Consider the following 21,723-nt stretch of genomic DNA (forward strand, 5'->3'; position numbering starts at 1 on the left):
CAGGTCTTATCGTTTAAATGTCCATTCGTCATTACGGTACCGATTTTCGGCAAGTTTATTAACTTCACCTAACTGTTCAGGTGATAGCTCGTACGGCACGAGTTCGATGTTGAGCCCTTTCTCAAACCCTGCCTTGAACGCTGTCTTCGCTTCATCTATCGTTACCGGCTCTTTTCGGAGGGCATTCACGGCTACCGCTTTTTTGCGGAAGTTCTGCTGCATCCTTTCGCGTACACGGTCACTCGGATACTTGAACACATCAAACAGCTTGTCCTCATCGATCTCAAGCAGAATCGATCCATGCTGCAGGATCACGCCCTTCTGCCTTGTCTGGGCGCTTCCTGCTACTTTACGCCCTTCTACGACAAGCTCGTACCATGAAGGCGCATCGAAACAAACCGCTGAACGAGGATTTTTAAGCCCTTCTTTTTCTTCTTCTGTCCGAGGAATGGCAAAGTATGTTTCCAGCCCAAGAAAATTGAATCCATCTTTGATGCCCTCTGAGATGACACGGTACGCTTCTGTAACAGAAGCAGGCATATCTGGGTGTTCTTCTGAAACAATAACACTGTAGGTCAGCTCCTGATCATGAAGCACACCTCTGCCTCCGGTCGGCCGGCGGACAAATCCGAGCTGATGCTTTTTCACAGCATCCATATCAATTTCCTTTTCTACTTTTTGAAAATAACCGATGGAGAGTGTTGCCGGGTTCCAGCCGTAAAATCTGATAACGGGCGGAATCTTTCCCTCGCTGTGCCAGTTTAAGAGCGCTTCATCCATCGCCATGTTAAATGCCGGGTCACAATTCCCAGAGTCGACAAACAGCCATTTTTCTTTTTCCATTCTGTTCTCCCCCATGCTTTGCAATCCTCCCTAGTTTAACAAAGAGAGAGCAAGTGTCAAAGGAAACTGCAGCTGAACTTTTCTTTTGAAAAGTGCCGGCTGTCCCGCTATAATGAAAGATAGATTTGTTTAAAGGAGCAGAATGCATGGAATGGATTATTTTGGCGGCAATCGCCGCCGCTTTAGTAGCGTTTGTCACTTTTAAGGCCTTGTCACAGAAAAAGTATTTAAAGACGCTGAACGAAGAAGAGTTTAAAGCTGGATACAGAAAAGCTCAGCTGATCGATGTGCGCGAACCCGATGAGTTTAAGAACGGTCATATCCTTGGAGCAAGAAATATCCCGCTTTCTCAGCTGCGCCAGCGCATCGGCGAGGTTCGCAGCGACCAGCCTGTCTATCTCTACTGCGAAAGCGGATTCCGCAGTGTACGCGCGGCCCAGTTCCTGCGCAAGAAAAAGTACAGCGGTCTGCATCATCTGCAAGGCGGATTTAAAAAGTGGACAGGTAAAGTCAAGAAAGCTTAAAAAAAGAAGGCTGATAAAGCCTTCTTTTTTGTTTTATTCTCTATTCTCTTTATTTTCCCACTCTGTCAGCAAACTCTCCCTCTTCGCTGCTTCGTCTATCTCTTCCTTCACTTTCATCCATGACAAATTATGAATGACTCTCTCTTTTACGGTCATCAGCAGCTTGTCCCTCACATCCGTCAATACGTGATCGTCTTTCGCTTTTCCAGCATAAAGCAATCTTTCCAGCCTGCAGTAATGGTCTTTTTCCGTTGCATCCATATATTCAAACAGCATTAATTTCCCTCCTTTATAAAAGGAGTATTCTATCTTTGCCAAATTATGAATCTATCACTAATAAAACAGCTCCCTTTATATAGGGAGCTGAAAACTTATGCTTTTTGGTAACGGAGGATCGGCTTTCGTGCAGCGGTCGCTTCATCCAACCGTTTAACGACTGTCGTATGAGGTGCTTCCTGCACGATTTCAGGTGTTTCTTCAGCTTCTTTCGCGATCTGGATCATCTTTTCGATAAACTCATCCAATGTTTCTTTTGATTCTGTTTCTGTTGGCTCGATCATGATCGCCTCTTCTACGCTGAGCGGGAAGTAAATCGTTGGCGGATGATAGCCAAAATCAAGCAGACGCTTCGCCATATCGAGCGTGCGCACGCCGAGTTTTTTCTGACGGCTGCCAGAAAGAACGAACTCGTGCTTGCAATGCTGTTTGTACGGCAGCTCAAAATAAGGCTCGAGCTTGCGCATGATATAGTTCGCGTTCAGTACCGCGTTTTCAGAAACCTGGTGAAGTCCATCCGGTCCCATCGTCATGATGTAAGTGAACGCGCGGACATTGATCCCGAAGTTTCCATAATAAGGCTTGACTCGTCCGATGGATTGAGGACGGTTATATTCAAAGCGGTATACATCGTCTTCTTTAATCAGGACAGGTTTCGGCAAAAATGGGATCAGATCCTTCTTGACCCCGACAGGGCCGGAACCTGGCCCGCCGCCGCCGTGCGGTCCTGTGAAAGTTTTATGCAGGTTAAGATGGACCACATCGAAGCCCATGTCGCCAGGTCGTGCGAATCCAAGGATCGCGTTGGCGTTCGCTCCGTCATAATAGAGCTTTCCGCCGGCTTCGTGAATGATCGCGGCCATCTCGAGAATGTTTTCTTCAAAAAGCCCAAGCGTGTTAGGATTCGTGAGCATAAGAGCTGCCGTGTCTGGTCCGACGACGCGCTTTAAGTCCTCAAGGTCTACGAGGCCGCGCTCATCTGATTTTACCGTGATCGAATCAAAACCTGCGACTGTAGCGGATGCTGGGTTCGTTCCATGTGCAGAATCGGGAACGATCACTTTCGTCCGGTTAAAATCACCGTTTGCTTCATGGTATGCGCGGATCATCATAAGACCTGTCCATTCACCGTGTGCCCCTGCTGCCGGCTGAAGCGTCACTTCGTCCATCCCTGTGATCTCAGCAAGAGACGTCTGCAAGCGGTACATCATCTCCATCGCGCCTTGCACAGTTTCTTCATCCTGCAGCGGGTGGATGGAAGAGAAACCAGGAAAACGTGCTACATCTTCATTGATCTTCGGATTGTATTTCATCGTGCAAGAACCTAAAGGGTAGAAGCCTGAATCTACACCGTGGTTTCGGTTTGACAGGGCTGTATAGTGACGGACGATCTGCAGCTCTGACACTTCAGGCAGTTCCGCCGCTTCTTGACGGAGGTATTCTGACGGCAATAGCGTCTCGACCGGAATTTCCGGCACATCAAGTGACGGGATGCTGTATCCGACTCGGCCTTCTGTGGATAGTTCAAAAATTAACGGCTGATGTTCTGTGCGCATGAAAGTCCCTCCAATACATTTGCTAGCCTGTCGATCTCTGCTTTTGTTCTCATTTCGGTTACGGCAATCAGCATATGACCGGAAAGTTCAGGATAAGAAAGACCGAGGTCATAACCTCCGATGATGCCTTCTTCAAGCAGCTTTTGCTTTGCATCTTTTACCGGCACGGCAAGCTCCACCACAAACTCATTGAAGAATGGGCCGTCAAATGCTGTTTTCAAACCTTTTTCCTGCAATACTTTTTTCGCATAGTGCGCCTTTTGAATGTTTTGCATCGCTACTTCTTTTACACCTTGTTTGCCAAGAGTAGTCATCGCGATCGAAGCAGCAAGTGCGTTTAATGCCTGGTTAGAGCAGATGTTGCTCGTTGCCTTGTCACGGCGGATGTGCTGCTCGCGAGCCTGCAGTGTGAGAACGAATCCGCGTTTGCCGTTCTCATCGACTGTCTGTCCGACTAATCTGCCAGGTACTTTTCTCATAAGCTTTGATGATACAGCAAAATATCCGCAGTGCGGTCCGCCGAATCCTTGCGCGATGCCGAACGGCTGCGCATCGCCGACAACGATATCCGCACCAAATTTGCCCGGCGGAGTAAGCGCCCCAAGTGCTAGAGGATTCGAGGAAACGACAAACATCGCCTTAGCATCATGTGTGATACTCTCGATCTCTTTCAGCGGCTCGATCTGTCCAAAAAAGTTAGGATATTGAACGAGCACACATGCTGTTTCTCCGTCTACAGCTTCTTTCAATGCAGATAGAGAGGTAAGACCGTTTTCGGTATCCACTTCTACCACCTCAAAGTTCTGACCGTACGCGTACGTTTTCAGTACATCACGAGATTCCGGATGAACGGATTTCGAAACGATTATTTTTTTGCGTTTCGTCTGGGCTGCTGACAGCAATGCCGCTTCAGCCAATGAAGTTCCTCCATCATACATGGAAGAGTTCGCTACATCCATTCCGGTAAGCTCGCAGATCATGCTTTGAAATTCAAAGATTGCCTGAAGTTCTCCTTGCGAGATTTCCGGCTGATAAGGCGTATAGGCCGTATAGAATTCTGAACGGAGCAGCATATGGTTAACGACTGACGACGTATAGTGGTCATATACTCCTGCGCCTAGAAATGACGAATATTCCTTCGTGTTAACGTTTTTTGCAGCAAGCCTTCCCATTTCTTTCAAAAGTTCCGGCTCAGACAGTGCCTCTTCAATCTGAAGTCTTCCTCTGAACCTTACTTTCTCAGGAATATCCTGAAAAAGCTCCTCCGTCGTTTCAATACCGATGGCTTCAAGCATCGCTTTCTTATCTTGATCTGTCATTGGAAGATAACGAAATGTCATGATGTTTTCCCCTCCGTTAGCCTTTTTTATAAAACGGCGCCTTTACGACGACCGCTTTTAATGTTTTCTGGCGGATCTGAACTTCTACCTCAGTGCCAAGCTCGGCATATTCAGTCTCTATGAGCGCAAGGCCCAGATTCTTTTTCAATGTAGGAGACTGTGTTCCTGTCGTAACTTCCCCGATTTTCTCACCGTTTTTCAGCACTTCGTAATGACTGCGCGGAATGCCCTTATCGATCATCTCGATGCCGACAAGCTTACGCGGCGCGCCTTCTGCTTTCTGGCGGGCAAGAACTTCCTGTCCGATAAACGGAGTTTCTTTATCTGTTTTGACAACAAAACCGATTCCGGCTTCAATCGGCGTTATATCTTTTGTAAGCTCCTGTCCGTAAAGAGCAAGACGGGCTTCAAAACGGAGTGTATCACGTGCCCCGAGGCCGCATGGAAGGATTCCTTCAGGCTCTCCTGCTTCGAGAATTTTTGCCCACAGTTCAGGCGCATCCTTTTCGTCAAGATAGATCTCAAAGCCGTCTTCGCCTGTGTAGCCTGTACGGGATACAAGAGCACTCAGCCCGTTCAAGTCTACATTTTCTTCAAAACGGAAGAATCCGATCTTTGAAAGGTCTGTATCTGTCAGCTTTTGCAGCACCTTTTCTGACAGCGGTCCCTGAAGCGCCAGCTGGCCGATATGATCGGAGATGTTAATCAATTCCACGCCTTCTGTTACATGAGATTTCAGCCAGTCAAAATCCTTTTCAATGTTAGAAGCGTTTACAACGAGCAAGTAATCGTTCTCGGCACGGCGATAAATCAGTAGATCATCGACTGTCCCGCCGTCTTCATAGCACATTGCCGTGTATTGAGCTTGTCCATCTGATAGTTTAGAAACATCGTTTGTCATCGTGAGCTGCAAGAAAGACAAAGCTTCCGGCCCTTTCACTTCAAACTCTCCCATGTGGGAAACGTCAAATAAACCAGCACGTGTTCTTACTGCTTCGTGTTCTTCTTTAATGCTTGAAAACTGCACAGGCAGCTCCCATCCTCCGAAATCGATCACTTTTCCGCCATACGACTTGTATAGGTCAAAGAGCGAAGTCCGCTGTAATACCGTCATTGAATATTCCTCCCTTTCAAGCTAGCGCAAATTTTCTAACCATTTCGGACGTAAAAAAGGACAGAGGAATCCCGTTAATCGGGGTATCCTCTGTCCTGCAACCGGTAAGTTTCTCAAAATACGAGTTTCTTCGTTGGTGGCTCATAAAATAGAGCGCTCTCCAGAGATGCGTCAAACAAGAGTCTTTTTGCCTGAGAGTTTCACTTCCGCTTGCTCCTTCGGCGTCGCCGTCCGGCGATCTCTCCTCCTGCTTTCATTCGCGGGTATGTAATTATTCCAGAACGTCCATACTAGAATTAATTTGGTTGGTACATTATTATCCTATCATTTTTATCTTTTATAAGGCAATGCCTTTTGTGGCTTTGTTTGTGCATTGCTGACGCAGATTACCTCTTATCATATAAGGAAAGGAATTCCTGCCGCCTATGAATACTCCCATTCAGTTTCAAAGAGACTGGCATGACGAATTTTTAAAAAGAATAGAAGACGACGGCCCATGGGCGAACTGGGAGCTATATAATCTGGCACTCGAAGCAGAGAGCCATACTTGTTCTCCAGACTTTTTAGGTCTCCAGTCTCCAAACCACCTTCCTCATATGACATTCCTGCCTCATCAGCTTAATGTCGCTAAAACCGTAATAGAAGAAATGAACGGAAAAGCGATCTTAGCAGATGAAGTAGGGCTCGGAAAAACAATTGAGGCTGGCTTGATTCTAAAAGAATATATGATTCGGGGCCTGGCAAAAAAGGTGCTGATCTTAGTGCCTGCTTCCCTTGTCATACAGTGGGAACAGGAACTGAACCAGAAATTTTTTATTCCTGCCGTCGCCCAAAGAAAATCTTATGTTTGGGAGCAGTGCGAAGTGGTCGTCTCAAGCATAGATACGGCGAAGCGCAGCCCGCACCGTGATATAGTTCTGAACCAGGATTATGACATCGTCGTCATTGATGAGGCGCATAAACTAAAGAATAAGAGAACAAAAAACTATGAATTTGTGCAGCTTCTGAAAAAAAAGTTCTGCCTGCTCCTGACAGCCACTCCTGTTCAAAACCGAGTGGAAGAAATCTTCAACCTTGTCACTCTGTTAAAACCGGGACACCTTGGGAACCAGGAAAACTTTGATAAAGACTTCCGAAATGACCGCCATTCGCTTAAAAACGAAGAAAAACTGAAGCAGCTCGTCAACAAAGTGATGGTTCGCAACCGCCGAGAAGAAACAGGTCTGAAGTGGCCGAAACGAATCGTCAAAACTATACCCATTCAGCTCTCTGAAAGTGAACGCAATTTATACGACAGCATCAGCGAGCTAAAGAGCGAACCTTATTTCCAGCGCAGCAAGTTCGCTGTTCTTACGCTGCTGCGTGAAGTTTGCAGTTCAAGAGAAGCGGCTTTCATCACTCTCCGCAACATGCTGCAGAAACTTGAGAATAGTCCGTATGCACAGCAGCTGATCGCATCACAGATGAAAAAGGTGGAACTCGTCACTCAGAATTCGAAGGCGATGAAAGCACTGGAGCTGATCCAGTCCATTGATTCTAAGGTGATCATTTTTACAGAATACCGGGCAACACAGCTTTATCTGCAATGGTTTCTTCAGCAGAACGGCATCTCTTCTGTTCCGTTCCGGGGAGGCTTTAAAAGGAGCAAAAAAGACTGGATGACCCATTTATTTAAGAACCACGCACAGGTTCTTATCGCGACAGAAGCCGGCGGTGAAGGGATCAACCTGCAGTTCTGCCAAAACATCATCAACTATGACCTCCCATGGAATCCGATGAGGATCGAACAGAGAATCGGCCGTGTACACCGTATCGGCCAGCAAGGGGATGTTTATATCTATAACTTTGCAACGGAGAATACCATTGAAGAGCATATCCTGAACCTTCTTTATAACAAGATTAATTTGTTCGAAAGTGTGATCGGGGAACTTGATGAAATTCTGACAAAGTTTGAAATGAAAAATATAGAAAACTATATTTCAGATATTTTGGCAAGTTCAGAGAGCGAAGGCGAGATCAGGCTGAAGATGGACAATCTCGCTTCTCTCATCAACCTTGAAGGCGGCATTCAGCGGAAAGGGTGGGAAGAGCATGCAGCAGCACGAGATTCATCGCTTTCTTGAACGGTATTTTATCGCGAACGAATGCGAGATGGTAGAGAAAAACTTCAGTTACATGAAGGTTCAGCTAACGATTGAACTTGATAAAGTGCTCATGAACAGACCGTTCTATTGGCACTATCAAGAAAAAACCGGCGCTCCGCCGAACCCGATGGCACTCACGCTCGTTACAGGACAGCAGCATCCTCCAGACGGGAAAGGAGAGTTTATTCATTTCGGCTCTCCCCGACTGCACCAGATTTTCTCGTCAGCAAAAAAGCTGGCATCTTTTATCAGAATGTACGAGAGTGTTCCCCGTCAAGGCGCACATCATATCCCGCTCAGCCCTTGGCTCTGTCTGAACGTTAAAGTTTCTTACCGGTGCGATCGCAAGAAGGACATGATTCTATCATACGGGCTGCATTTGATTAACGGAGAAATACAAAGCCAGTTTCACGACAGGCTCAAGACACTGCTGCTCACAAAGCGCATCCCTGATTTTTGCTATACACTTTCTCCTCTTATCAAGCCTGTATCCGGCATAAAAAGGATCGAGAATGTGATCACAGAATACATTGAACAGGACGACCACAGCTGGGCGGCCGACGCCCGGCTGCGCTGGAAAGAGGATGAAGATTTATTGGAGAGCTTTTATGAAGGCGAAAGCGATAAACCGGAATCCTATCATGTTGAAAAAGAAGCACTGAAAACTCAGTATGATCCTGCTGTATCGGTCGAAATCATCAATGGCGGCTTGTTTTATCTTCAGTAGAACATAAATAAACCCCCGGCATAACTGCCGGGGATTTATTTTCGTTTGAAGAAATACTTCAGCGCCATCGGTAAAATGCCAAAAAGTTCGACAGACACAGGCTGTTTTTCCTGTTTGCGCTGCATCCTCCGCTCTCTTCTTGTCGTTGCCGGCTCATCCATATACTGTACGATTTTTTTCGTTACGACTTTAACAAGCTCGTCTCCTGAAGCCATCTGCAGATCACCTCGTTTTACAACTATGATGACCGGATTAAGTCATGTTTAAACGGAGAGTGCTCAAAATCTCTTCCGCTACGTCATGAGGGCTTTTCTTGTCCGTTAGTACAAAAACATCGCAGTCCTCATAGTATTGGACTCTTTGTTCAAGCAGCTGCCGGATATCTTCTTCGCTTTTTTGGCTGAGCACAGGCCGCTTCTCTCTCTCTTCTTTACTGTCAAGTCTGGAAAGAATGTGTCCAAAGCTTGTTTTTAAATAAACCACATACCCTGTGTTCTTCATATAGTTTCTGTTCGCTTCAGAAACAGGAAGCCCTCCTCCTGTAATGACTACACAGTCATATTCCGGCATTTTCTTCAGCATTTCTGTTTCAAGTTCTCGAAACGCACGCTCACCCTCTTCAGCAAAAATCGAAGAGATGTTCTTTCCGGTCTGCACTTCAATCTCTGAATCCATATCATAATACGGGACACCGAGCAGTCTTGAGAGAATCGTGCCTGCTGACGATTTTCCGCTTCCCATAAATCCTGTTAAATATATCGTTTTCATCCTTTTTCTTCTGTCCAATCTGTAATGTTATTTGATTCCTTCAAATAAAAGAAGGCTGCTTTTTTCTTTCTCCCGCTGCTGCTTGATGTTTCGAGGATCACATGAAACGTCAAGCTGTCGGTGGTATCAATATAGCACACCACAGAACGATTATCATGATGAAACTGAAGTTCGGCTGGATAAACGTATTCTTTGTCACTATTAATATGGAAGACCGCGTAACGGGCGCCAGCCATTAGAAGAGTGCCGTCTTCTTTAACACTTCCCTCCTGCTGAAGAAACTTTCTTTCTGATACCATCATTTCAGATGCTGACATTATGGTGTAAAAAAGTCCGAAACAGATGATTAAGATAACCGGATAGACAAAGCCTCTCTCATCCGTCTTTTTCATATTCCCCATTGCAGCGGCAAGTAAGAACGTTCCGCCTTTTTTCCCGCAAAATCTACAATTTTCAGGATAATCCATCTTCCGTTATTTTCTGCTGTAAATGAAGCGGTGTTTTGGAGCCATATTTCGTGACCGGTCCCGTTAACCTGTTTCCTTATCCGCCCTTGATAAAAAGAAAACACGAGAATATCGCCATTCTTCGCTTTTAATACGAGCTGTTGCTGTGATACCACTACTTCCTTTGCAGCTCGTATTTCCTTTCCGATATCGGTAAAAAACATCTCCGTCTCTTCAATAGTCGTTCCCTTACTTTCTTTCCCTGCAAAAGTTATTGCTTTGATTAGCAGCGGCACTAGGGCCGCAATAGCTAAAATTATGGCAAGCGAGATGATCAGCTCAATCAAAGTTATCCCTTTTTCATTCCATCGTGCTTTAATCCGCATTTTTTATACTCCCTGCCATTTGAACCTGAAAAACGGACACACACTTCGGTAAAGCCGTTACTGAGTGTATCCCGCTCCACTATGAATTCTGTTCCATTTAGTTTGACAGGCTCAGATTCTTCGGTTATCTCCATTAAAAGTACATTTTCCAGCACTTCAATGCTTTGCCTTAGCTCCCGCGTTGTCTCGGCCTCCTCGTACAATAGATTCAGAGCAGGAAGTCCAGCTGCAGCGATGCAAGAAAGCAGAAGAAGCGATGATATGGCTTCCATCATCAGGTAGCCTCTATCGTTCTTCAACATAAAACCTGCCCTTCCCGATCTGGAACACAAGGTGAAACCTTTTTTTCCCTGCGCGGATCATCAGCATCCCTCCCTGACTGATGTTTCCCCTCGGATTATAAACGATGCTGAGCGGCATCGTGATCGGCTCTACAGTGATAAACTCTGGATAGACTACTTTTTTGTAAACTTTTGCTGCACCCATGCGAACACTATAAGTATGATCTTGATGAAAGACAAAGGTAACAAAAGATTCATTTACTGCTGCAGTCTGCTGGGTGAAATAAAGATCTTTTTTTAATGACTTCAGAAAAGCTTTTGTCTGAACGCTCTTATGAAACGATTGAAATGAATACCAGCCAGCACCTGTTAATAAAGACAGAGCAAGGAGAACGATCATCACCTCTGCTAACGTAAATCCGTCCTCTCCCGCTTGCATTCTTATCCGTTTCATGGAGCTTTCTCTACTACTCCGCTGGTGAGAACCAATCCTGTTCCATCCGGACACGTGATCGTATCAACGTAATCATCATCCAATAGATCCTGCAAAGTAGGAGTCGCATTGTTCTCAGCTTCGTACGCACCTACCTGCCCTTGCAGAAGGTCAATCGTTGCTTCGCAGCCAAGCTTTCTTGATACTTCATTGTTTTTTGTTATGCTCGGAATCGCGATCAGCATAAGCACTGAAATGATAAGCAGCACGATCATCATCTCAATCAGCGTAAATCCTTTTTCATTTTTCATATACAGCCTCCTAAATGGCTTCCATAATTTTAAGCACAGGGTAAAACATAGCAGCAAACAAAAATAATACCGCCGCACCAATTGCAGCGAACAATAAAGGCTGGATCTTTTGTATGATACATGTACACCTTTCTTCCAAAGCTTCAAAAAGCCATTCACCATACGCGGCCAGGTCGTCGCCTAAAGTGCCGCAGTCTTGGGAATGTTTGATTAGAAGCGGCATCTCCTCTGTAAAATAACCAAGTCCTTCAACAGCTTGATATAACGGAATACCTTCCGTGAGCGCCCAGCGGAGCCGGCCGGCTTCTTCAGAATAAAAATGCATATACCCGCTCCCCTCCATCCTAAAAAGGGCATCGGCAAGTGAGAACCCGTTTTTCAGCAGTTCGCCGATCTGCAGGCAAAAGTAATGTGTGGTATACAATGGGAGCAATTTTTTGAGTATAGGAATCTTCAGCAGGATCATAATTTTTTCTGTCGCTGTCATTTTTTTCTTAAAATACAGAGAGGCCGCCGTCACGATGACAGCTGCTGCAGCAGTAAAAATAAAAACATATGGCAAATACAGAAGGAACGACAATGCCATTCTGGTCATAAAGGGCATTTGAAGCTGTAAGGAGGCGTAAAGTGTCTGAAACTGCGGAAAGATGAATTTCACAAAAATGAAAGCAATCCAAAATGTAAGGAACAGAAGAAGCAGAGGGTAGCGCATAACGGAAGCGAACCGTTTTTGAAAGTGAGATTTTTTAAGCATTAGATTCCCGCTGTTCAGCAAGGCTGCTGAAAGGTTCCCGTTTGAATTCGAGAATTCTATGATGGCTAAAACGTCTTGCGGAAATTTGCTGTTGGATAAGACAATATGAACTGCATATCCATCTTTCAGCTGTTCCATCATTCTTAAAATCGATCGTTTCTGTTTATCTTTATATCGATGCTGTATTAATTCGATCGCCCTTATGAGAGGGTAGCCTGTAGATGTAAGCTGACCTAGCTTTAGCAAAAACTCACCTTGTTCTTGGCGGCTCCAGCTTCGCTTGCCAGTCATCTCGCAGCCCCCGTCCACCTTACGTAGCTTTCATCTTGAATAAACCCCATCGCATTCCCATGGCGCAAATAAAACGGAAGCCGTCGAAAAGCTCCCGATAGAAGCTGTTCATTATTGGAGATCGCCCTCCAGCATTTTTCAAGTTCAAAGCCTGATAAAATTTCGTAAACACCTGCCCGCCTATTCTTTCTTCGTTTAAAGCAAAAACCGGAACATTGTTCTTCACAATATGGGCATACGAGGGAAACAAGCCTTTGTGAGGCAACCGCAAGCAACGTCTGCTTCAATTCTGCATCCCCGATCCCAAATTCCTTCAGTCTCATGAGGGCTCCGCAGCAGTCAGACGCATGAAGCGTAGAGAGCACAAGATGGCCAGACAGGCTCGCATTTACAACCAGTTCCGCAGTACTGCTGTCCCTGATCTCTCCTATCATGATCACATCCGGATCGTGCCTTAAAATAGATTTAAAGCCTTCGCCATACGTTACACCAGCCTTTTCGTTGATTTCCATTTGAAGAAATGTTTCCACTTTCCTTTCTACTGGGTCTTCCAGCGTCACGATCTGGCGGTTCATCTGGTGCTGCAAGTGGTGAAGAAGCGAGTAAAGCATAGTGGTTTTTCCTGATCCGGTGGGTCCTGTGAACAATATCAGACCGCTTGCACGTTTGATCAGGCGAGAGAGGATGTTTATTTGGCTGGAAAATAAGGAGAGTTCATTCATGGAGAAAAAATCGTTTTGCGGTAGAATCCGGATAACAAGTGATTCATGATAAGCAGAGGGTATAGCCGAGAGCCGCAGATGAACCGTGCCAAAAAAGGAATTCAAATCCATTGCACCGCTCTGTGGCCGCCGCACTTCGCCTACATCCATCCGAGCTTTAAACTTAAAATGTGACAGCATCCGCCGAAAAAAAGGATAAGGATACCTTTTTACCTCAATCAACCGGTCATCTACCCTAAATTGGATAAGTCCTTCTTGTTTTTTCGGGACAAAGTGAATATCGGACGCTTTTAGTTCCATTGCTGAGTCAATCAGAGCATTGCAAACTGTTTCAATGGACAATATATATTCCTCCTCTCTGTGGGGATAATTTGACGCAGATATTGTTTGTTCCTGCAAAAAATTGTCTAACAAAAGGTATATTTTTTTTTCATCTAACCATACTATCTATTATTGGTGGGCTATAGCCAAGCGGTAAGGCAACGGACTTTGACTCCGTCATGCGTTGGTTCGAATCCAGCTAGCCCAGCCAAAAAAAATAACACTCTAGAATAAGAGTGCTTGAGTTTCAGGACACATGGAAAATGTGTTCTTTTTCTATTCCTTTTGCCAGTTTTGACAACTCACCTGGGCTGTACCCTGCAACAAGGCGTCGTCCGTCAGTAAGGAGCGGTCGTTTCAGAAGACGAGGATTTTCATGAAGCAGCTCTAGAAGTTCGTTGACTGTCAAATCATTTATATCCATATTAAGTGCCTGGTAGCTTCGGCTTCTTTTGGCCAAAATTTCTTCTGTACCGTTTTTAGTCATCTTCATGATGTCACGGAGTTCATCTATAGTTGGCGTCTCTCTAAACAGGTGCCTCTCCTCAAAAGGCACATCATTTTTCTTCAGCCATGATTTGGCTTTGCGGCACGAGGTACAGCTTGGATATGTGAAAAAAATCAGTTTTTGGTCTTCCACTTCCGGCCTCTCCTTTCTTGCTACTGCTAATAGTTTAATTTCCGAAAATCAGGAAAACTAAACATTTTTACCTATAAGAAGAAAAAAGTTCCCATATTTTCGGGAAAACCCTTTCATTTGACACATTTTTGCCAACTGCACTCGTAACAATGGCATTTACAAATTTGTGAATACTCATATATAATACAAAAGGAACAGCTTTACGGACGCAAAGGAGGGATACATATGCCAAGAATGTACAAAGTGCTTGGATTCTGGACAGGAATCATCGCCGTTATGGCTTATCTCGGCCACATGGAAGAGATGGCGCTGCTTTTCCTCGGACAGACGATCATGTTCGTTTCACTCAGTTATTTAAATTTATCAGAACGTATGTATATTTATATTTTCGGAGCATATTTAACGGTGTTTTTCGTAGGCTTTACTTATTGGACAACGTTCATGATGACTCCAGGTGCAGGCGGACACTAAGTTTCATTGCATCAGCTTTACTTATACATAAGATGAAAGAGCCCTGCTGTAATTCAGCAGGGCTCTTTTTCTCTTGCGATATAAGAAATGGATATTAAGATCGCTGCTTAACAAACTTTGCAACTTGAAATCCTTCGTCCAGGCCGCTGTTAAGAAGGAAAGAACGGATCGCCCGGTTTGTTCTTGATTCTTTAGAAAAAGGATTTTTCCCATCATGCTCCGCTAAATAACGCAGTATGCCATTTTCCATCAAAAACCGTCCTTGGCCAATGAGGACGTCATTTTCCATACCAGCCTGCTTGCCGGTATGCACAACTGTTTCCCAATCTACATGCGAAGTTAAGTCCATGTCTCCTGGATAAGCAAGAACATCCGTCTCTAGCCGATGGCTGCGGTAGCCCCGGATACTTCCATCGCGCAGCTGCGGTGCATGCCATTCTTCTGCGTGATAGCCATAATCAGCAAAATAGACGACAGAATCTTTTCTAAGCCAAGCATATAAGCTTCTTAGCCACTTTTCCATCTGTACGGGCACTTCGCCTTTCCAGCCATCACCACTTTGCATAAGCCGCATGCCTGCTGTTGTAGCAGCAAGGCTTTCACCGTTTTTCCAGCATGCTGCAGGCGCTCCATCTGTTAATTTTATAAACATTTCTTCCAGCAGCCCGTTTTTATTTCTGATCACCTTTACAGGCAGAGCATCGAGCAGCTCATTTGCAAAGACGATCCCTTTAAAGTTATCTGTACATTTCATGAGCGAATCAAACGAATCATGCACACTCACGTTTTTATGCTCATTTAACTTCCGCTTCAGTTCTTCCCGGTGATAGGCACTGCCCTCCACGATATAATAATTGAGGTCTCTGTACCCGGCAGGATCCTCTTGCATCCATCGTGACAATACATGGCACGCAAAGTCACCGTTTCCTGCCCCGGCCTCTATAATGTTTGCCGGGAGTCTGCTGCTGTTCAATGTCTCCCTGAATACATCACACCATACATAGCCGTATACAGGAGAGATGGAACTGCTCGTATAAAAGTCCCCTTGTCTGCCAATTTTTTGTTTTGCTCTGGAATAGTAGCCTTTCTCTGGATGATAAAGACAAAGCTCCATATATTTTTCGAAGGAGATGCAGCCGTCAGGAGAACTCATTATCTCAGAAATAACAGGGTGCATCTCCATGTTAAAATCCTGTTAAAAACGGGTTGCTGTCCATTTCGTCCCCTATCGTTGTGACTGGCCCATGTCCAGATGCAACGACCGTTTCTTCTGGCAGTGTCATCAGGCGGCTATGGATGCTCTCGAGCAGTATGCGCTGGCTGCCGCCGTACAAGTCAGTTCTGCCGATGCTTCCCGAGAACAGAGCATCCCCGCTGAAGACAATATTTTCTCCACGGAAATAGTAAGATACGCTGCCCGGAGAATGGCCGGGTGTTTCAAAAACATCGATGCTGAATCCTCCGATTACGAGTTTTTCTTCTTTGCGGATGATCTTTTCAGCAGGCTTTGCCTGAATGTGCTGGTGAAAAAAGGAAGATCCATTTCTTTTGATATCCTGCAGCCAGCTTTCTTCGTTTTCATGAATGTAGACAGGTATACCCCATTTTTCTCTTACATCATCAACTGCTCCAATGTGATCAAAATGAGCATGGGTAAGCAGGATGGCAAGAGGTTTCAGCTCTAGCGCTTCTATCTTTTTATTGATCCTCTTCCCTTCTGCACCAGGATCTATAATCAATGCTTCCTTTTTTTCGTTATACAAGATATATGTATTTTCTTGGACCGGCCCCACGGTCATCATGCTGTATTTCATTGTTTGCCTCCTTCATTGTTTTCTTTCTGCTTTTATTTTACACTAAATAAAAAATGGAGGCACCGAATGGATACTTGTCTTTGTGTAGACCTTTTTTTTGCAGAGAATTTCGATCTGCTCGATACCGCTGCTGCTTGCGACCAGTCGGAGCATGCTCTTCTCTTCCGCGATGAAGTCCGTCTTAACAGTTTTCTCCATAAAAACAGCCTTTCGCTAGAAGAAGACCTCTTTTTTCAGGTTCATGTCTTTGATTCCCTCTCCCTTGGAGAACATTTTTATGATAACGGCTTTCGGCTTGATTCCGGAAAATTTGCTGTCCTGAAAGAAAACATTGTCATGTTTAAAGTAGTGTCAGGAGATCCCGAAAGCATTGTAATGTTCCTGTATCAGTTTGATGAACATAAGGTAGCAGAAGTTCCTGGAACAGACACGCTGTATGTCGGGACGATAACGGATAAAGAACTTATCTGCCGTACCGCCGATGCCTACAAGGTTGTAATCGCCTTCATTTCTTCATAATTGACTACTGTACAAATACTTTTAAAACAAGTAAAATAATACAGTGTCAGTCATATTTTTTACATAGTAACGGATCACTCCACAGCAAGGGGGCATTAAAAATGGGATTAGCAATTATTACAGGCTTAGTAGCCATCCTGGCTGCTTTTGGGTTATTGCGCACACTGAAAATTAAGAATCTGTTTGCCGCAGGCTTTGCTTTTCTGACGTTTGCCGTATTTGGCTGGTTTACAGTCATGACGGTTCTAGACGTTTTTCTTGGCGGCGGAGGCTCATCAGGCCACTGATTCCCACGAACAAACCAACAAAAAACCACCAGTTTCTTGCGAAAAGAAACTGGTGGTTTTTATTTTACATCGTCATACAGGCAAGAAATATTCCAAGCGACTGCCGGTAAATATCATCATACTGACTGAGAGGCAAAGGATTCACCCCATACCCAAGTTCAACTGTAAACCCCGCTTTACGATGTTTATAAATAAACCAGTCTTTATAGCCAGCGTAGCTGTCCAAATATTGTATCGCCTTATACCCGCTGTCTGCCTCCATTCGTCTGACGATGGCTTCTGACTCCCGTGGTTCCCTGCCCTCGAACCCCCAATAGATTTCCTGACCTTGCGTATGAAGAGCGATCACACGGTCGAACTCCAATTGATCTGCTGCTGCCGCCAGCGCCGCTGCTTCCGGCTCAGATAAAGGATAGCTGCCTGGATAATCCCGCGGCGACGGCTGCTGTGGCTTTCTCGCCTTCTCAATTTCCCATAATGCCGGAAACTGATTGTTAAGATCGACACCGCGTATGTTTGCTTTCCAGTTGGAAAAATCCAGACTCCCGCGGTTCAGTTTCAATGCGTATGCACCGTATACAGGATGATCAGGTGGTCCTTCCAGTACAAGATCCACGCCGTCTGGATCGACCATCGGCACCGCATAAAGAGTGACCTCTTTCATCAGCTGACGAGCACTGAACCCTTTTATATCATCATCAAAAACTGCAGCTGTTACATATTGATGAATAAAATCCATCAAGATTCCCGAAGTTATCCATTCATTAGCATGAAAAGAAGCATTGATGTGGACTTTTTTTGGTCCCGAACCGACAGTCAGCATGTAAATCGGTTTTTTGAGTACAGATCTGCCTATTGTTTGACATCGTATAAACGGATAAGCATCCAACAGAAGCCTTAAGTCTCTTTCTAGTTCAAATGAGGTGTATTCTTTTTTCCCGCTGAAAAGAGGACTACGATTTTTGGATGGTATGCTCCATATACTCCCTTCCTGCTTCTTGTTACCGTTATTCATCAAATAAAGCATATCTACGGGAATGGAAAGTTTTTCGCTGATCGTTAATAGGGTTTCCCCTTTTTGTGCATGATACCGTTTCGATTCATATCCTGGTATTGTAACCATCGTGCCAGGTTTCAGCTCTTCCTCCACCTTTTTGAAGGACAGCATATATGGTGGGATTGAAAACAGCTTGCTGAAATAACCAATCGTATCTCCTTTTCGAGATTGAACTCTCACAGAAATCCCCCTCCTCTCTGCTCGTAAAAGTGTATGAGTCCGAGTAGCGTATATGACAAAAACAGCCGGAGCTTTTTTAAAAGCTCCGGCTGAAAGGATTATTGTTTCATTTTTTCTGTATGAACATTTTTATCAAAAAATCTCAAAAGATCACCATAGATAATTTTATCGGAAAAACCAAGCTCTGCTTTCGCGCGTTCCCCGAGAGCTTCACATGCTTTGCTGTCTGTTTTTTCGCCAGTAGTTTTATCATAGCAAACACTTCCGGTAAACACGTGATCTTTCGTGATAAACGAGCTGTCACGAAGCACCGCGAAATCCTGGCGTCCTTTCGCAAATAAGTCGGTACCGAATTGAATATCGTTCTTTGTTTCAATACCGAGCAGGTGCATAATGGTAGGCTTAAGATCTATCTGTCCGCCGACAGTTTCCATCACTTTTCCTTTTTGTCCCGGCATATGAATGATCAGCGGCACTTTTTGGAGCTGGACGGATTCGAACGGTGTGATCTCTTTACCGAGAAACTGTGACATGGCAGGATTATGGTTTTCAGAGATACCGTAATGGTCACCGTAAAGGATAAAGATAGAATCTTTATAAAGACCCGCTTGTTTTACAGATTCGAAAAATTCCTTTAGTGCCTCATCTGTGTAGCGCACAGTCGTGAAATAACGGTTGACAGTGCCATCATCAGATGTCCATTCCGGGATGTACTCGTCTTCTTCATCCAGAGTGAACGGGAAGTGGTTCGTAAGAGTAATGAACTTGGCGTAAAAAGGTTTTTTCATTGATTGGATGTGCGGGATAGACTGCTGCAAAAATTCTTTGTCTTTCAGCCCCCACCCGATAGAATTCTCGGGAGTGACTTCATAGTCTTTCAATGAAAAGAATTTATCATAACCAAGAGAATCATACATGATGTCACGGTTCCAGAAGCTTTTGTTATTCGCATGAAGCACCGCAGATTCATAGCCATGCTTCTTGATCAGTTCAGGTGTAGCATTGAACTGGTTCTGAGCGTGTGTGAAGAACACCGCCCCGCTTGGAAGCGGATAAAGGGAATTATCGAGCAGGAATTCGGAATCAGACGTTTTCCCCTGCCCTGTCTGATGGTAAAAGTTCGGGAAATAATAGCTGTCGCTAATAAGATCGTTCAAAAAAGGCGTGATTTCTTTTCCGTTTACCGTCTCATTTATCACAAAGTTTTGAGTCGATTCAACGGAAATCAAGAAAACATTTTTGCCTTTTGCTTTTCCGAACATTTTTGGATCAGGGTTTTTGTAATTTGCTCTTACATAGTTTTCCACATCCGTTATTTCGCTTCCATCAGCAAAGGCTCTTTGAGCTTTTGCTTTTGACTGGATAACCGCATCATAAATATGGTAATTGTACGTTCCAATATTTTTGATCAGCATCTCCCTGTCAAATGAACGGGTCAACAGCTGCGGCCTTTCTGTTTCTGCGATGCCTACATTGATGATAAAGATCGCGATAGCCGCGGCAAAGGTGATGCCGATCTGTTTTCTTGATGCCCGTTTCGGAGCATAATTCCTGCGGTTCATCCATACAGCAAGAACGATGATGTCTGCGAAGACAAGCAAGTCAAGAGGCTCGATCAAAGAAAAAATGCTGTCGCCAAGATCACCCATATTGCTCGTCTGAAAAAGAACCGGAATCGTGATAAAGTCATTAAAAAACCGGTAGAACACCATATTGGCATACATGACAAACGTTGAAACGGCACTGATCAGTACGATCATACGCCTATGGTTTTTACCAGAAAAATACAGACTGAACATTAAAAACAGCAGCGTAGAACTAAGAGGATTGATGAAAAGAATGACTTGCTGCATCACATTGTCCATTGGTATTTCAAATGCCGTTTTATAAATGAAGTATGTCTTGAACCACAAAAACGCGCTCGCGATAAAAAAGAATCTATACTCGAAAAAAGACTGTTTAATCTTTAACTTCATGACGTCCTGTTACCTCCTAGCTTTCTTAATTTCAAAACTATTTTTATTCCGTCCGTACACTGTTAAATCTTCTTAACAAAATCTTAACAATGCTTCACATAAAGGTTATAATATAGCGTTTCATACTGTATTACAATACCCCAAAGGCCTATTTCAAGATTCTGACAATTCCGCACTTGGTGTTTGTCTATCATTCTCTCTTGTTTCTGCCAAATCTTTAGACGGTTCAGCTATAGAAAAGTTTCAGTTTTGTACATATTAGTAAGTTCTTCCTATATAGCAAAAAAAAAGCCTCCTGAAAAAATATCAGGAAGGCTTTTAACTGTCATGCATTATCTCATATTCTGTTTAGCAAGCCATGCCCCGCCAATCACTCCGGCATCATTTCCGAGAGTGGCGATGGCAAACTGTGCCCCTTCTGCAACACGAGGAAGAGCAAACTTTTCAAAATGACGGCGCAGCGGCATTAACAGTGTTTCTCCTGCACTAGAAACACCGCCCCCGATCACGATCATCCCAGGATTGATAGAGTTAGACAGGTTAGCGATCACGAGGCCGAGGTGAAACGTAACTTTCTCGAGCACTTCTGATGCAAATTCATCCCCGTCTGCCGCTGATATTGCTACATCTTTAGCGGTGATCGTTTTTGTATCGTTCCAAACTTTATATAAAGAGGAATCCTTGTTACTCTCTATATGAAGGGCAGCAATCCGGGAAATCCCCGTTGCAGAGGCAATCGTCTCGATACAGCCGGTTTTTCCGCAGTTGCATGCAGCTCCGCCTTCAGGAATAGAGGTGATATGCCCGATTTCTCCAGCCATCCCGTTCACACCATGTACGATCTGGCCGTTTAAGATGATTCCTCCGCCTACTCCCGTTCCTAGGGTTACGCATAAAAGATCGCTTTCACCGTTTCCGGCACCTTTCCACATTTCTCCTATCGCAGCCATATTCGCATCATTTTCTACTGTAACAGGAAGACCCGTTTCTTTTTCGAGTTCGTCTTTCAGCGGGTAGTTCTTCCAGCCGATGTTTACGGCATGGTGGATGAACCCTGTTTTCATCTCAATAAATCCTGGAGCACCAAGACCGATTCCTTTCAGAACACTTTCCTCTTGTCCAAGCACTGACAGCGTATGGCGCAATGAACTGCTGATATGCTTCGTGATATGAAGACCGCCCTCTGATACATCAGTGGGAATCTCCCATTTATGAATAAGCTCGCCGTCCATAGAAACGAACGCCATTTTTATCGTCGTACCGCCGACATCTATTCCTGTTAGCCATTGTTCTGCCATTGTTGTATTCCCCTTCTTATTATTGATATTTGTTCTGTTCGGCACGGAGAATAAGCATAGCTTTCTGAAATTCCTCCGCCATAATAAGCCTGTCTTTATATAGCTGTCTAACTTCTTCCATCATCAGTTCAAGATCCCCTAATCGGTGCCCTGTATAAATAAATGATCCGAACCGTTTGAGAAGCTGCTGTACATCATAAAACGTTTTCATAGTCATCACCGTTCATATTATAACAAATGAATG

Annotated in this window: 27 protein-coding genes, 1 tRNA gene and 1 riboswitch; of the genes, 7 read left to right on the forward strand and 21 right to left on the reverse strand. The window is 44.6% G+C overall.

What is annotated here, in order from left to right; all coding sequences use genetic code 11:
• Positions 1 to 6: 6 nt before the first annotated feature.
• Positions 7 to 843, reverse strand: coding sequence for a lipoate--protein ligase family protein (locus CGZ90_RS07880; protein WP_094252441.1), 837 nt, complete (start codon positions 841 to 843; stop codon positions 7 to 9).
• A 146-nt stretch (positions 844 to 989) separates the two neighbouring features.
• Between CGZ90_RS07880 and CGZ90_RS07885 the strand changes: the two genes are divergently transcribed.
• Positions 990 to 1,367: a rhodanese-like domain-containing protein gene (locus CGZ90_RS07885; RefSeq protein WP_094251846.1), complete on the forward strand. Its 378-nt coding sequence runs from the start codon at positions 990 to 992 to the stop codon at positions 1,365 to 1,367.
• A gap of 33 nt (positions 1,368 to 1,400) precedes the next feature.
• Here CGZ90_RS07885 and CGZ90_RS07890 read toward each other — a convergent pair whose 3' ends face one another.
• The 4 genes from CGZ90_RS07890 to gcvT all read right to left on the reverse strand — a co-directional run bounded on the left by CGZ90_RS07890 (position 1,401) and on the right by gcvT (position 5,653).
• On the reverse strand, positions 1,401 to 1,643 hold the full coding sequence (locus tag CGZ90_RS07890) for a hypothetical protein (RefSeq protein ID WP_094251847.1): 243 nt from the start codon (positions 1,641 to 1,643) through the stop codon (positions 1,401 to 1,403).
• Between the two features lie 95 nt (positions 1,644 to 1,738).
• Entirely contained in the window at positions 1,739 to 3,199 is a 1,461-nt protein-coding gene (gene gcvPB, locus CGZ90_RS07895; protein ID WP_094251848.1) for an aminomethyl-transferring glycine dehydrogenase subunit GcvPB, read from the reverse strand.
• The gene (gene gcvPA, locus CGZ90_RS07900) at positions 3,175 to 4,539 is read right to left on the reverse strand and encodes an aminomethyl-transferring glycine dehydrogenase subunit GcvPA (RefSeq protein ID WP_094251849.1); all 1,365 of its coding nucleotides are present in this window, start codon (positions 4,537 to 4,539) and stop codon (positions 3,175 to 3,177) included. Before gcvPA ends, gcvPB begins: the two co-directional genes overlap by 25 nt.
• Before the next feature lie 16 nt (positions 4,540 to 4,555).
• Positions 4,556 to 5,653, reverse strand: a complete 1,098-nt coding sequence (gene gcvT / locus CGZ90_RS07905; RefSeq protein ID WP_094251850.1) for a glycine cleavage system aminomethyltransferase GcvT — start codon at positions 5,651 to 5,653, stop codon at positions 4,556 to 4,558.
• Positions 5,654 to 5,822: 169 nt separating this feature from the next.
• Positions 5,823 to 5,910: riboswitch (glycine riboswitch) on the reverse strand.
• A gap of 168 nt (positions 5,911 to 6,078) precedes the next feature.
• Here gcvT and CGZ90_RS07910 point away from each other — a divergent pair.
• Both CGZ90_RS07910 and CGZ90_RS07915 read left to right on the forward strand, forming a co-directional pair.
• A complete protein-coding gene (locus tag CGZ90_RS07910; protein ID WP_094251851.1) occupies positions 6,079 to 7,776 on the forward strand; it encodes a DEAD/DEAH box helicase in 1,698 nt (565 codons plus the stop codon).
• Positions 7,745 to 8,524, forward strand: a complete 780-nt coding sequence (locus CGZ90_RS07915) for a YqhG family protein (RefSeq protein ID WP_094251852.1) — start codon at positions 7,745 to 7,747, stop codon at positions 8,522 to 8,524. Before CGZ90_RS07910 ends, CGZ90_RS07915 begins: the two co-directional genes overlap by 32 nt.
• A 35-nt stretch (positions 8,525 to 8,559) precedes the next feature.
• Here CGZ90_RS07915 and CGZ90_RS07920 read toward each other — a convergent pair whose 3' ends face one another.
• The 9 genes from CGZ90_RS07920 to comGA are packed head-to-tail and all read right to left on the reverse strand — an operon-like array spanning position 8,560 to position 13,258.
• Positions 8,560 to 8,739 carry a YqzE family protein gene (locus tag CGZ90_RS07920; protein ID WP_094251853.1) on the reverse strand — a complete coding sequence of 60 codons (180 nt, stop codon included), beginning with the start codon at positions 8,737 to 8,739 and terminating at the stop codon, positions 8,560 to 8,562.
• A gap of 37 nt (positions 8,740 to 8,776) precedes the next feature.
• Complete coding sequence (locus tag CGZ90_RS07925) at positions 8,777 to 9,292, reverse strand: shikimate kinase (protein WP_094251854.1); 516 nt, start codon at positions 9,290 to 9,292, stop codon at positions 8,777 to 8,779.
• Positions 9,289 to 9,684: a competence type IV pilus minor pilin ComGG gene (gene comGG / locus CGZ90_RS07930; protein WP_165766806.1), complete on the reverse strand. Its 396-nt coding sequence runs from the start codon at positions 9,682 to 9,684 to the stop codon at positions 9,289 to 9,291. Before comGG ends, CGZ90_RS07925 begins: the two co-directional genes overlap by 4 nt.
• Positions 9,681 to 10,124, reverse strand: coding sequence for a competence type IV pilus minor pilin ComGF (gene comGF / locus CGZ90_RS07935; protein ID WP_094251856.1), 444 nt, complete (start codon positions 10,122 to 10,124; stop codon positions 9,681 to 9,683). Before comGF ends, comGG begins: the two co-directional genes overlap by 4 nt.
• Complete coding sequence (locus CGZ90_RS07940; protein ID WP_094251857.1) at positions 10,088 to 10,426, reverse strand: hypothetical protein; 339 nt, start codon at positions 10,424 to 10,426, stop codon at positions 10,088 to 10,090. Before CGZ90_RS07940 ends, comGF begins: the two co-directional genes overlap by 37 nt.
• A complete protein-coding gene (gene comGD, locus CGZ90_RS07945) occupies positions 10,410 to 10,859 on the reverse strand; it encodes a competence type IV pilus minor pilin ComGD (RefSeq protein WP_094251858.1) in 450 nt (149 codons plus the stop codon). Before comGD ends, CGZ90_RS07940 begins: the two co-directional genes overlap by 17 nt.
• Positions 10,856 to 11,149: a competence type IV pilus major pilin ComGC gene (gene comGC, locus CGZ90_RS07950; RefSeq protein ID WP_094251859.1), complete on the reverse strand. Its 294-nt coding sequence runs from the start codon at positions 11,147 to 11,149 to the stop codon at positions 10,856 to 10,858. The genes comGD and comGC overlap by 4 nt, the downstream gene beginning before the upstream one ends.
• Before the next feature lie 10 nt (positions 11,150 to 11,159).
• Positions 11,160 to 12,194 carry a competence type IV pilus assembly protein ComGB gene (gene comGB, locus CGZ90_RS07955; RefSeq protein WP_094251860.1) on the reverse strand — a complete coding sequence of 345 codons (1,035 nt, stop codon included), beginning with the start codon at positions 12,192 to 12,194 and terminating at the stop codon, positions 11,160 to 11,162.
• On the reverse strand, positions 12,191 to 13,258 hold the full coding sequence (gene comGA, locus CGZ90_RS07960; RefSeq protein WP_240515388.1) for a competence type IV pilus ATPase ComGA: 1,068 nt from the start codon (positions 13,256 to 13,258) through the stop codon (positions 12,191 to 12,193). The genes comGB and comGA overlap by 4 nt, the downstream gene beginning before the upstream one ends.
• Before the next feature lie 115 nt (positions 13,259 to 13,373).
• On the opposite strand from comGA, the gene CGZ90_RS07965 reads away from it, so the two are divergent.
• Positions 13,374 to 13,448 (forward strand) — tRNA-Gln (locus tag CGZ90_RS07965).
• 36 nt (positions 13,449 to 13,484) lie between these two features.
• Here CGZ90_RS07965 and CGZ90_RS07970 read toward each other — a convergent pair.
• Positions 13,485 to 13,877, reverse strand: a complete 393-nt coding sequence (locus CGZ90_RS07970) for a Spx/MgsR family RNA polymerase-binding regulatory protein (RefSeq protein WP_094251861.1) — start codon at positions 13,875 to 13,877, stop codon at positions 13,485 to 13,487.
• Positions 13,878 to 14,102: 225 nt separating this feature from the next.
• Between CGZ90_RS07970 and CGZ90_RS07975 the strand changes: the two genes are divergently transcribed.
• Positions 14,103 to 14,348 carry a DUF2626 domain-containing protein gene (locus CGZ90_RS07975; RefSeq protein ID WP_094251862.1) on the forward strand — a complete coding sequence of 82 codons (246 nt, stop codon included), beginning with the start codon at positions 14,103 to 14,105 and terminating at the stop codon, positions 14,346 to 14,348.
• A gap of 94 nt (positions 14,349 to 14,442) precedes the next feature.
• Here the strand turns inward: CGZ90_RS07975 and CGZ90_RS07980 are convergent, their stop codons facing one another.
• Both CGZ90_RS07980 and CGZ90_RS07985 read right to left on the reverse strand, forming a co-directional pair.
• The gene (locus CGZ90_RS07980) at positions 14,443 to 15,531 is read right to left on the reverse strand and encodes a class I SAM-dependent methyltransferase (RefSeq protein ID WP_094251863.1); all 1,089 of its coding nucleotides are present in this window, start codon (positions 15,529 to 15,531) and stop codon (positions 14,443 to 14,445) included.
• 1 nt (position 15,532) lies between these two features.
• Positions 15,533 to 16,162 (reverse strand): MBL fold metallo-hydrolase, encoded by a 630-nt coding sequence (locus tag CGZ90_RS07985; RefSeq protein ID WP_094251864.1) that lies wholly within the window; start codon positions 16,160 to 16,162, stop codon positions 15,533 to 15,535.
• A 66-nt stretch (positions 16,163 to 16,228) separates the two neighbouring features.
• On the opposite strand from CGZ90_RS07985, the gene CGZ90_RS07990 reads away from it, so the two are divergent.
• Both CGZ90_RS07990 and CGZ90_RS07995 read left to right on the forward strand, forming a co-directional pair.
• Positions 16,229 to 16,681 carry a hypothetical protein gene (locus CGZ90_RS07990; RefSeq protein ID WP_094251865.1) on the forward strand — a complete coding sequence of 151 codons (453 nt, stop codon included), beginning with the start codon at positions 16,229 to 16,231 and terminating at the stop codon, positions 16,679 to 16,681.
• A gap of 101 nt (positions 16,682 to 16,782) precedes the next feature.
• Complete coding sequence (locus tag CGZ90_RS07995; RefSeq protein WP_094251866.1) at positions 16,783 to 16,968, forward strand: DUF2759 domain-containing protein; 186 nt, start codon at positions 16,783 to 16,785, stop codon at positions 16,966 to 16,968.
• A gap of 64 nt (positions 16,969 to 17,032) precedes the next feature.
• On the opposite strand, the gene CGZ90_RS08000 is transcribed toward CGZ90_RS07995, so the two are convergent.
• From CGZ90_RS08000 to CGZ90_RS08015, 4 genes are all read right to left on the reverse strand, one after another.
• Positions 17,033 to 18,205 carry a M14 family metallopeptidase gene (locus CGZ90_RS08000; protein WP_094251867.1) on the reverse strand — a complete coding sequence of 391 codons (1,173 nt, stop codon included), beginning with the start codon at positions 18,203 to 18,205 and terminating at the stop codon, positions 17,033 to 17,035.
• 98 nt (positions 18,206 to 18,303) lie between these two features.
• Positions 18,304 to 20,181, reverse strand: coding sequence for an LTA synthase family protein (locus CGZ90_RS08005; protein WP_094251868.1), 1,878 nt, complete (start codon positions 20,179 to 20,181; stop codon positions 18,304 to 18,306).
• 332 nt (positions 20,182 to 20,513) lie between these two features.
• The gene (locus CGZ90_RS08010; protein WP_094251869.1) at positions 20,514 to 21,479 is read right to left on the reverse strand and encodes an ROK family glucokinase; all 966 of its coding nucleotides are present in this window, start codon (positions 21,477 to 21,479) and stop codon (positions 20,514 to 20,516) included.
• Positions 21,480 to 21,498: 19 nt separating this feature from the next.
• Positions 21,499 to 21,690, reverse strand: a complete 192-nt coding sequence (locus CGZ90_RS08015; protein WP_094251870.1) for a YqgQ family protein — start codon at positions 21,688 to 21,690, stop codon at positions 21,499 to 21,501.
• Between the last annotated feature and the right edge of the window lie 33 nt (positions 21,691 to 21,723).

The organism is Fictibacillus aquaticus (assembly GCF_002245695.1).
GTDB classification, from domain to species: domain Bacteria; phylum Bacillota; class Bacilli; order Bacillales; family Fictibacillaceae; genus Fictibacillus; species Fictibacillus aquaticus.

What these genes read in the sequence shown, in the direction of transcription:
- CGZ90_RS07880 (WP_094252441.1), bottom strand. Translation starts at nt 843, where the DNA reads ATGGAAAAAGAAAAATGGCTGTTTGTCGACTCTGGGAATTGTGACCCG.
- CGZ90_RS07890 (WP_094251847.1), bottom strand. Translation starts at nt 1,643, where the DNA reads ATGCTGTTTGAATATATGGATGCAACGGAAAAAGACCATTACTGCAGG.
- CGZ90_RS07990 (WP_094251865.1), top strand. Translation starts at nt 16,229, where the DNA reads ATGGATACTTGTCTTTGTGTAGACCTTTTTTTTGCAGAGAATTTCGAT.
- CGZ90_RS07995 (WP_094251866.1), top strand. Translation starts at nt 16,783, where the DNA reads ATGGGATTAGCAATTATTACAGGCTTAGTAGCCATCCTGGCTGCTTTT.
- CGZ90_RS08015 (WP_094251870.1), bottom strand. Translation starts at nt 21,690, where the DNA reads ATGAAAACGTTTTATGATGTACAGCAGCTTCTCAAACGGTTCGGATCA.
- CGZ90_RS07980 (WP_094251863.1), bottom strand. Translation starts at nt 15,531, where the DNA reads ATGGAGATGCACCCTGTTATTTCTGAGATAATGAGTTCTCCTGACGGC.
- CGZ90_RS07885 (WP_094251846.1), top strand. Translation starts at nt 990, where the DNA reads ATGGAATGGATTATTTTGGCGGCAATCGCCGCCGCTTTAGTAGCGTTT.
- comGB (WP_094251860.1), bottom strand. Translation starts at nt 12,194, where the DNA reads ATGACTGGCAAGCGAAGCTGGAGCCGCCAAGAACAAGGTGAGTTTTTG.
- comGC (WP_094251859.1), bottom strand. Translation starts at nt 11,149, where the DNA reads ATGAAAAATGAAAAAGGATTTACGCTGATTGAGATGATGATCGTGCTG.
- CGZ90_RS07920 (WP_094251853.1), bottom strand. Translation starts at nt 8,739, where the DNA reads ATGGCTTCAGGAGACGAGCTTGTTAAAGTCGTAACGAAAAAAATCGTA.
- comGD (WP_094251858.1), bottom strand. Translation starts at nt 10,859, where the DNA reads ATGAAACGGATAAGAATGCAAGCGGGAGAGGACGGATTTACGTTAGCA.
- gcvT (WP_094251850.1), bottom strand. Translation starts at nt 5,653, where the DNA reads ATGACGGTATTACAGCGGACTTCGCTCTTTGACCTATACAAGTCGTAT.
- CGZ90_RS07910 (WP_094251851.1), top strand. Translation starts at nt 6,079, where the DNA reads ATGAATACTCCCATTCAGTTTCAAAGAGACTGGCATGACGAATTTTTA.
- gcvPA (WP_094251849.1), bottom strand. Translation starts at nt 4,539, where the DNA reads ATGACATTTCGTTATCTTCCAATGACAGATCAAGATAAGAAAGCGATG.
- CGZ90_RS07925 (WP_094251854.1), bottom strand. Translation starts at nt 9,292, where the DNA reads ATGAAAACGATATATTTAACAGGATTTATGGGAAGCGGAAAATCGTCA.
- CGZ90_RS07915 (WP_094251852.1), top strand. Translation starts at nt 7,745, where the DNA reads ATGCAGCAGCACGAGATTCATCGCTTTCTTGAACGGTATTTTATCGCG.
- CGZ90_RS07985 (WP_094251864.1), bottom strand. Translation starts at nt 16,162, where the DNA reads ATGAAATACAGCATGATGACCGTGGGGCCGGTCCAAGAAAATACATAT.
- CGZ90_RS08010 (WP_094251869.1), bottom strand. Translation starts at nt 21,479, where the DNA reads ATGGCAGAACAATGGCTAACAGGAATAGATGTCGGCGGTACGACGATA.
- comGG (WP_165766806.1), bottom strand. Translation starts at nt 9,684, where the DNA reads ATGAAAAAGACGGATGAGAGAGGCTTTGTCTATCCGGTTATCTTAATC.
- comGF (WP_094251856.1), bottom strand. Translation starts at nt 10,124, where the DNA reads ATGCGGATTAAAGCACGATGGAATGAAAAAGGGATAACTTTGATTGAG.
- CGZ90_RS07975 (WP_094251862.1), top strand. Translation starts at nt 14,103, where the DNA reads ATGCCAAGAATGTACAAAGTGCTTGGATTCTGGACAGGAATCATCGCC.
- gcvPB (WP_094251848.1), bottom strand. Translation starts at nt 3,199, where the DNA reads ATGCGCACAGAACATCAGCCGTTAATTTTTGAACTATCCACAGAAGGC.
- CGZ90_RS08005 (WP_094251868.1), bottom strand. Translation starts at nt 20,181, where the DNA reads ATGAAGTTAAAGATTAAACAGTCTTTTTTCGAGTATAGATTCTTTTTT.
- CGZ90_RS07940 (WP_094251857.1), bottom strand. Translation starts at nt 10,426, where the DNA reads ATGTTGAAGAACGATAGAGGCTACCTGATGATGGAAGCCATATCATCG.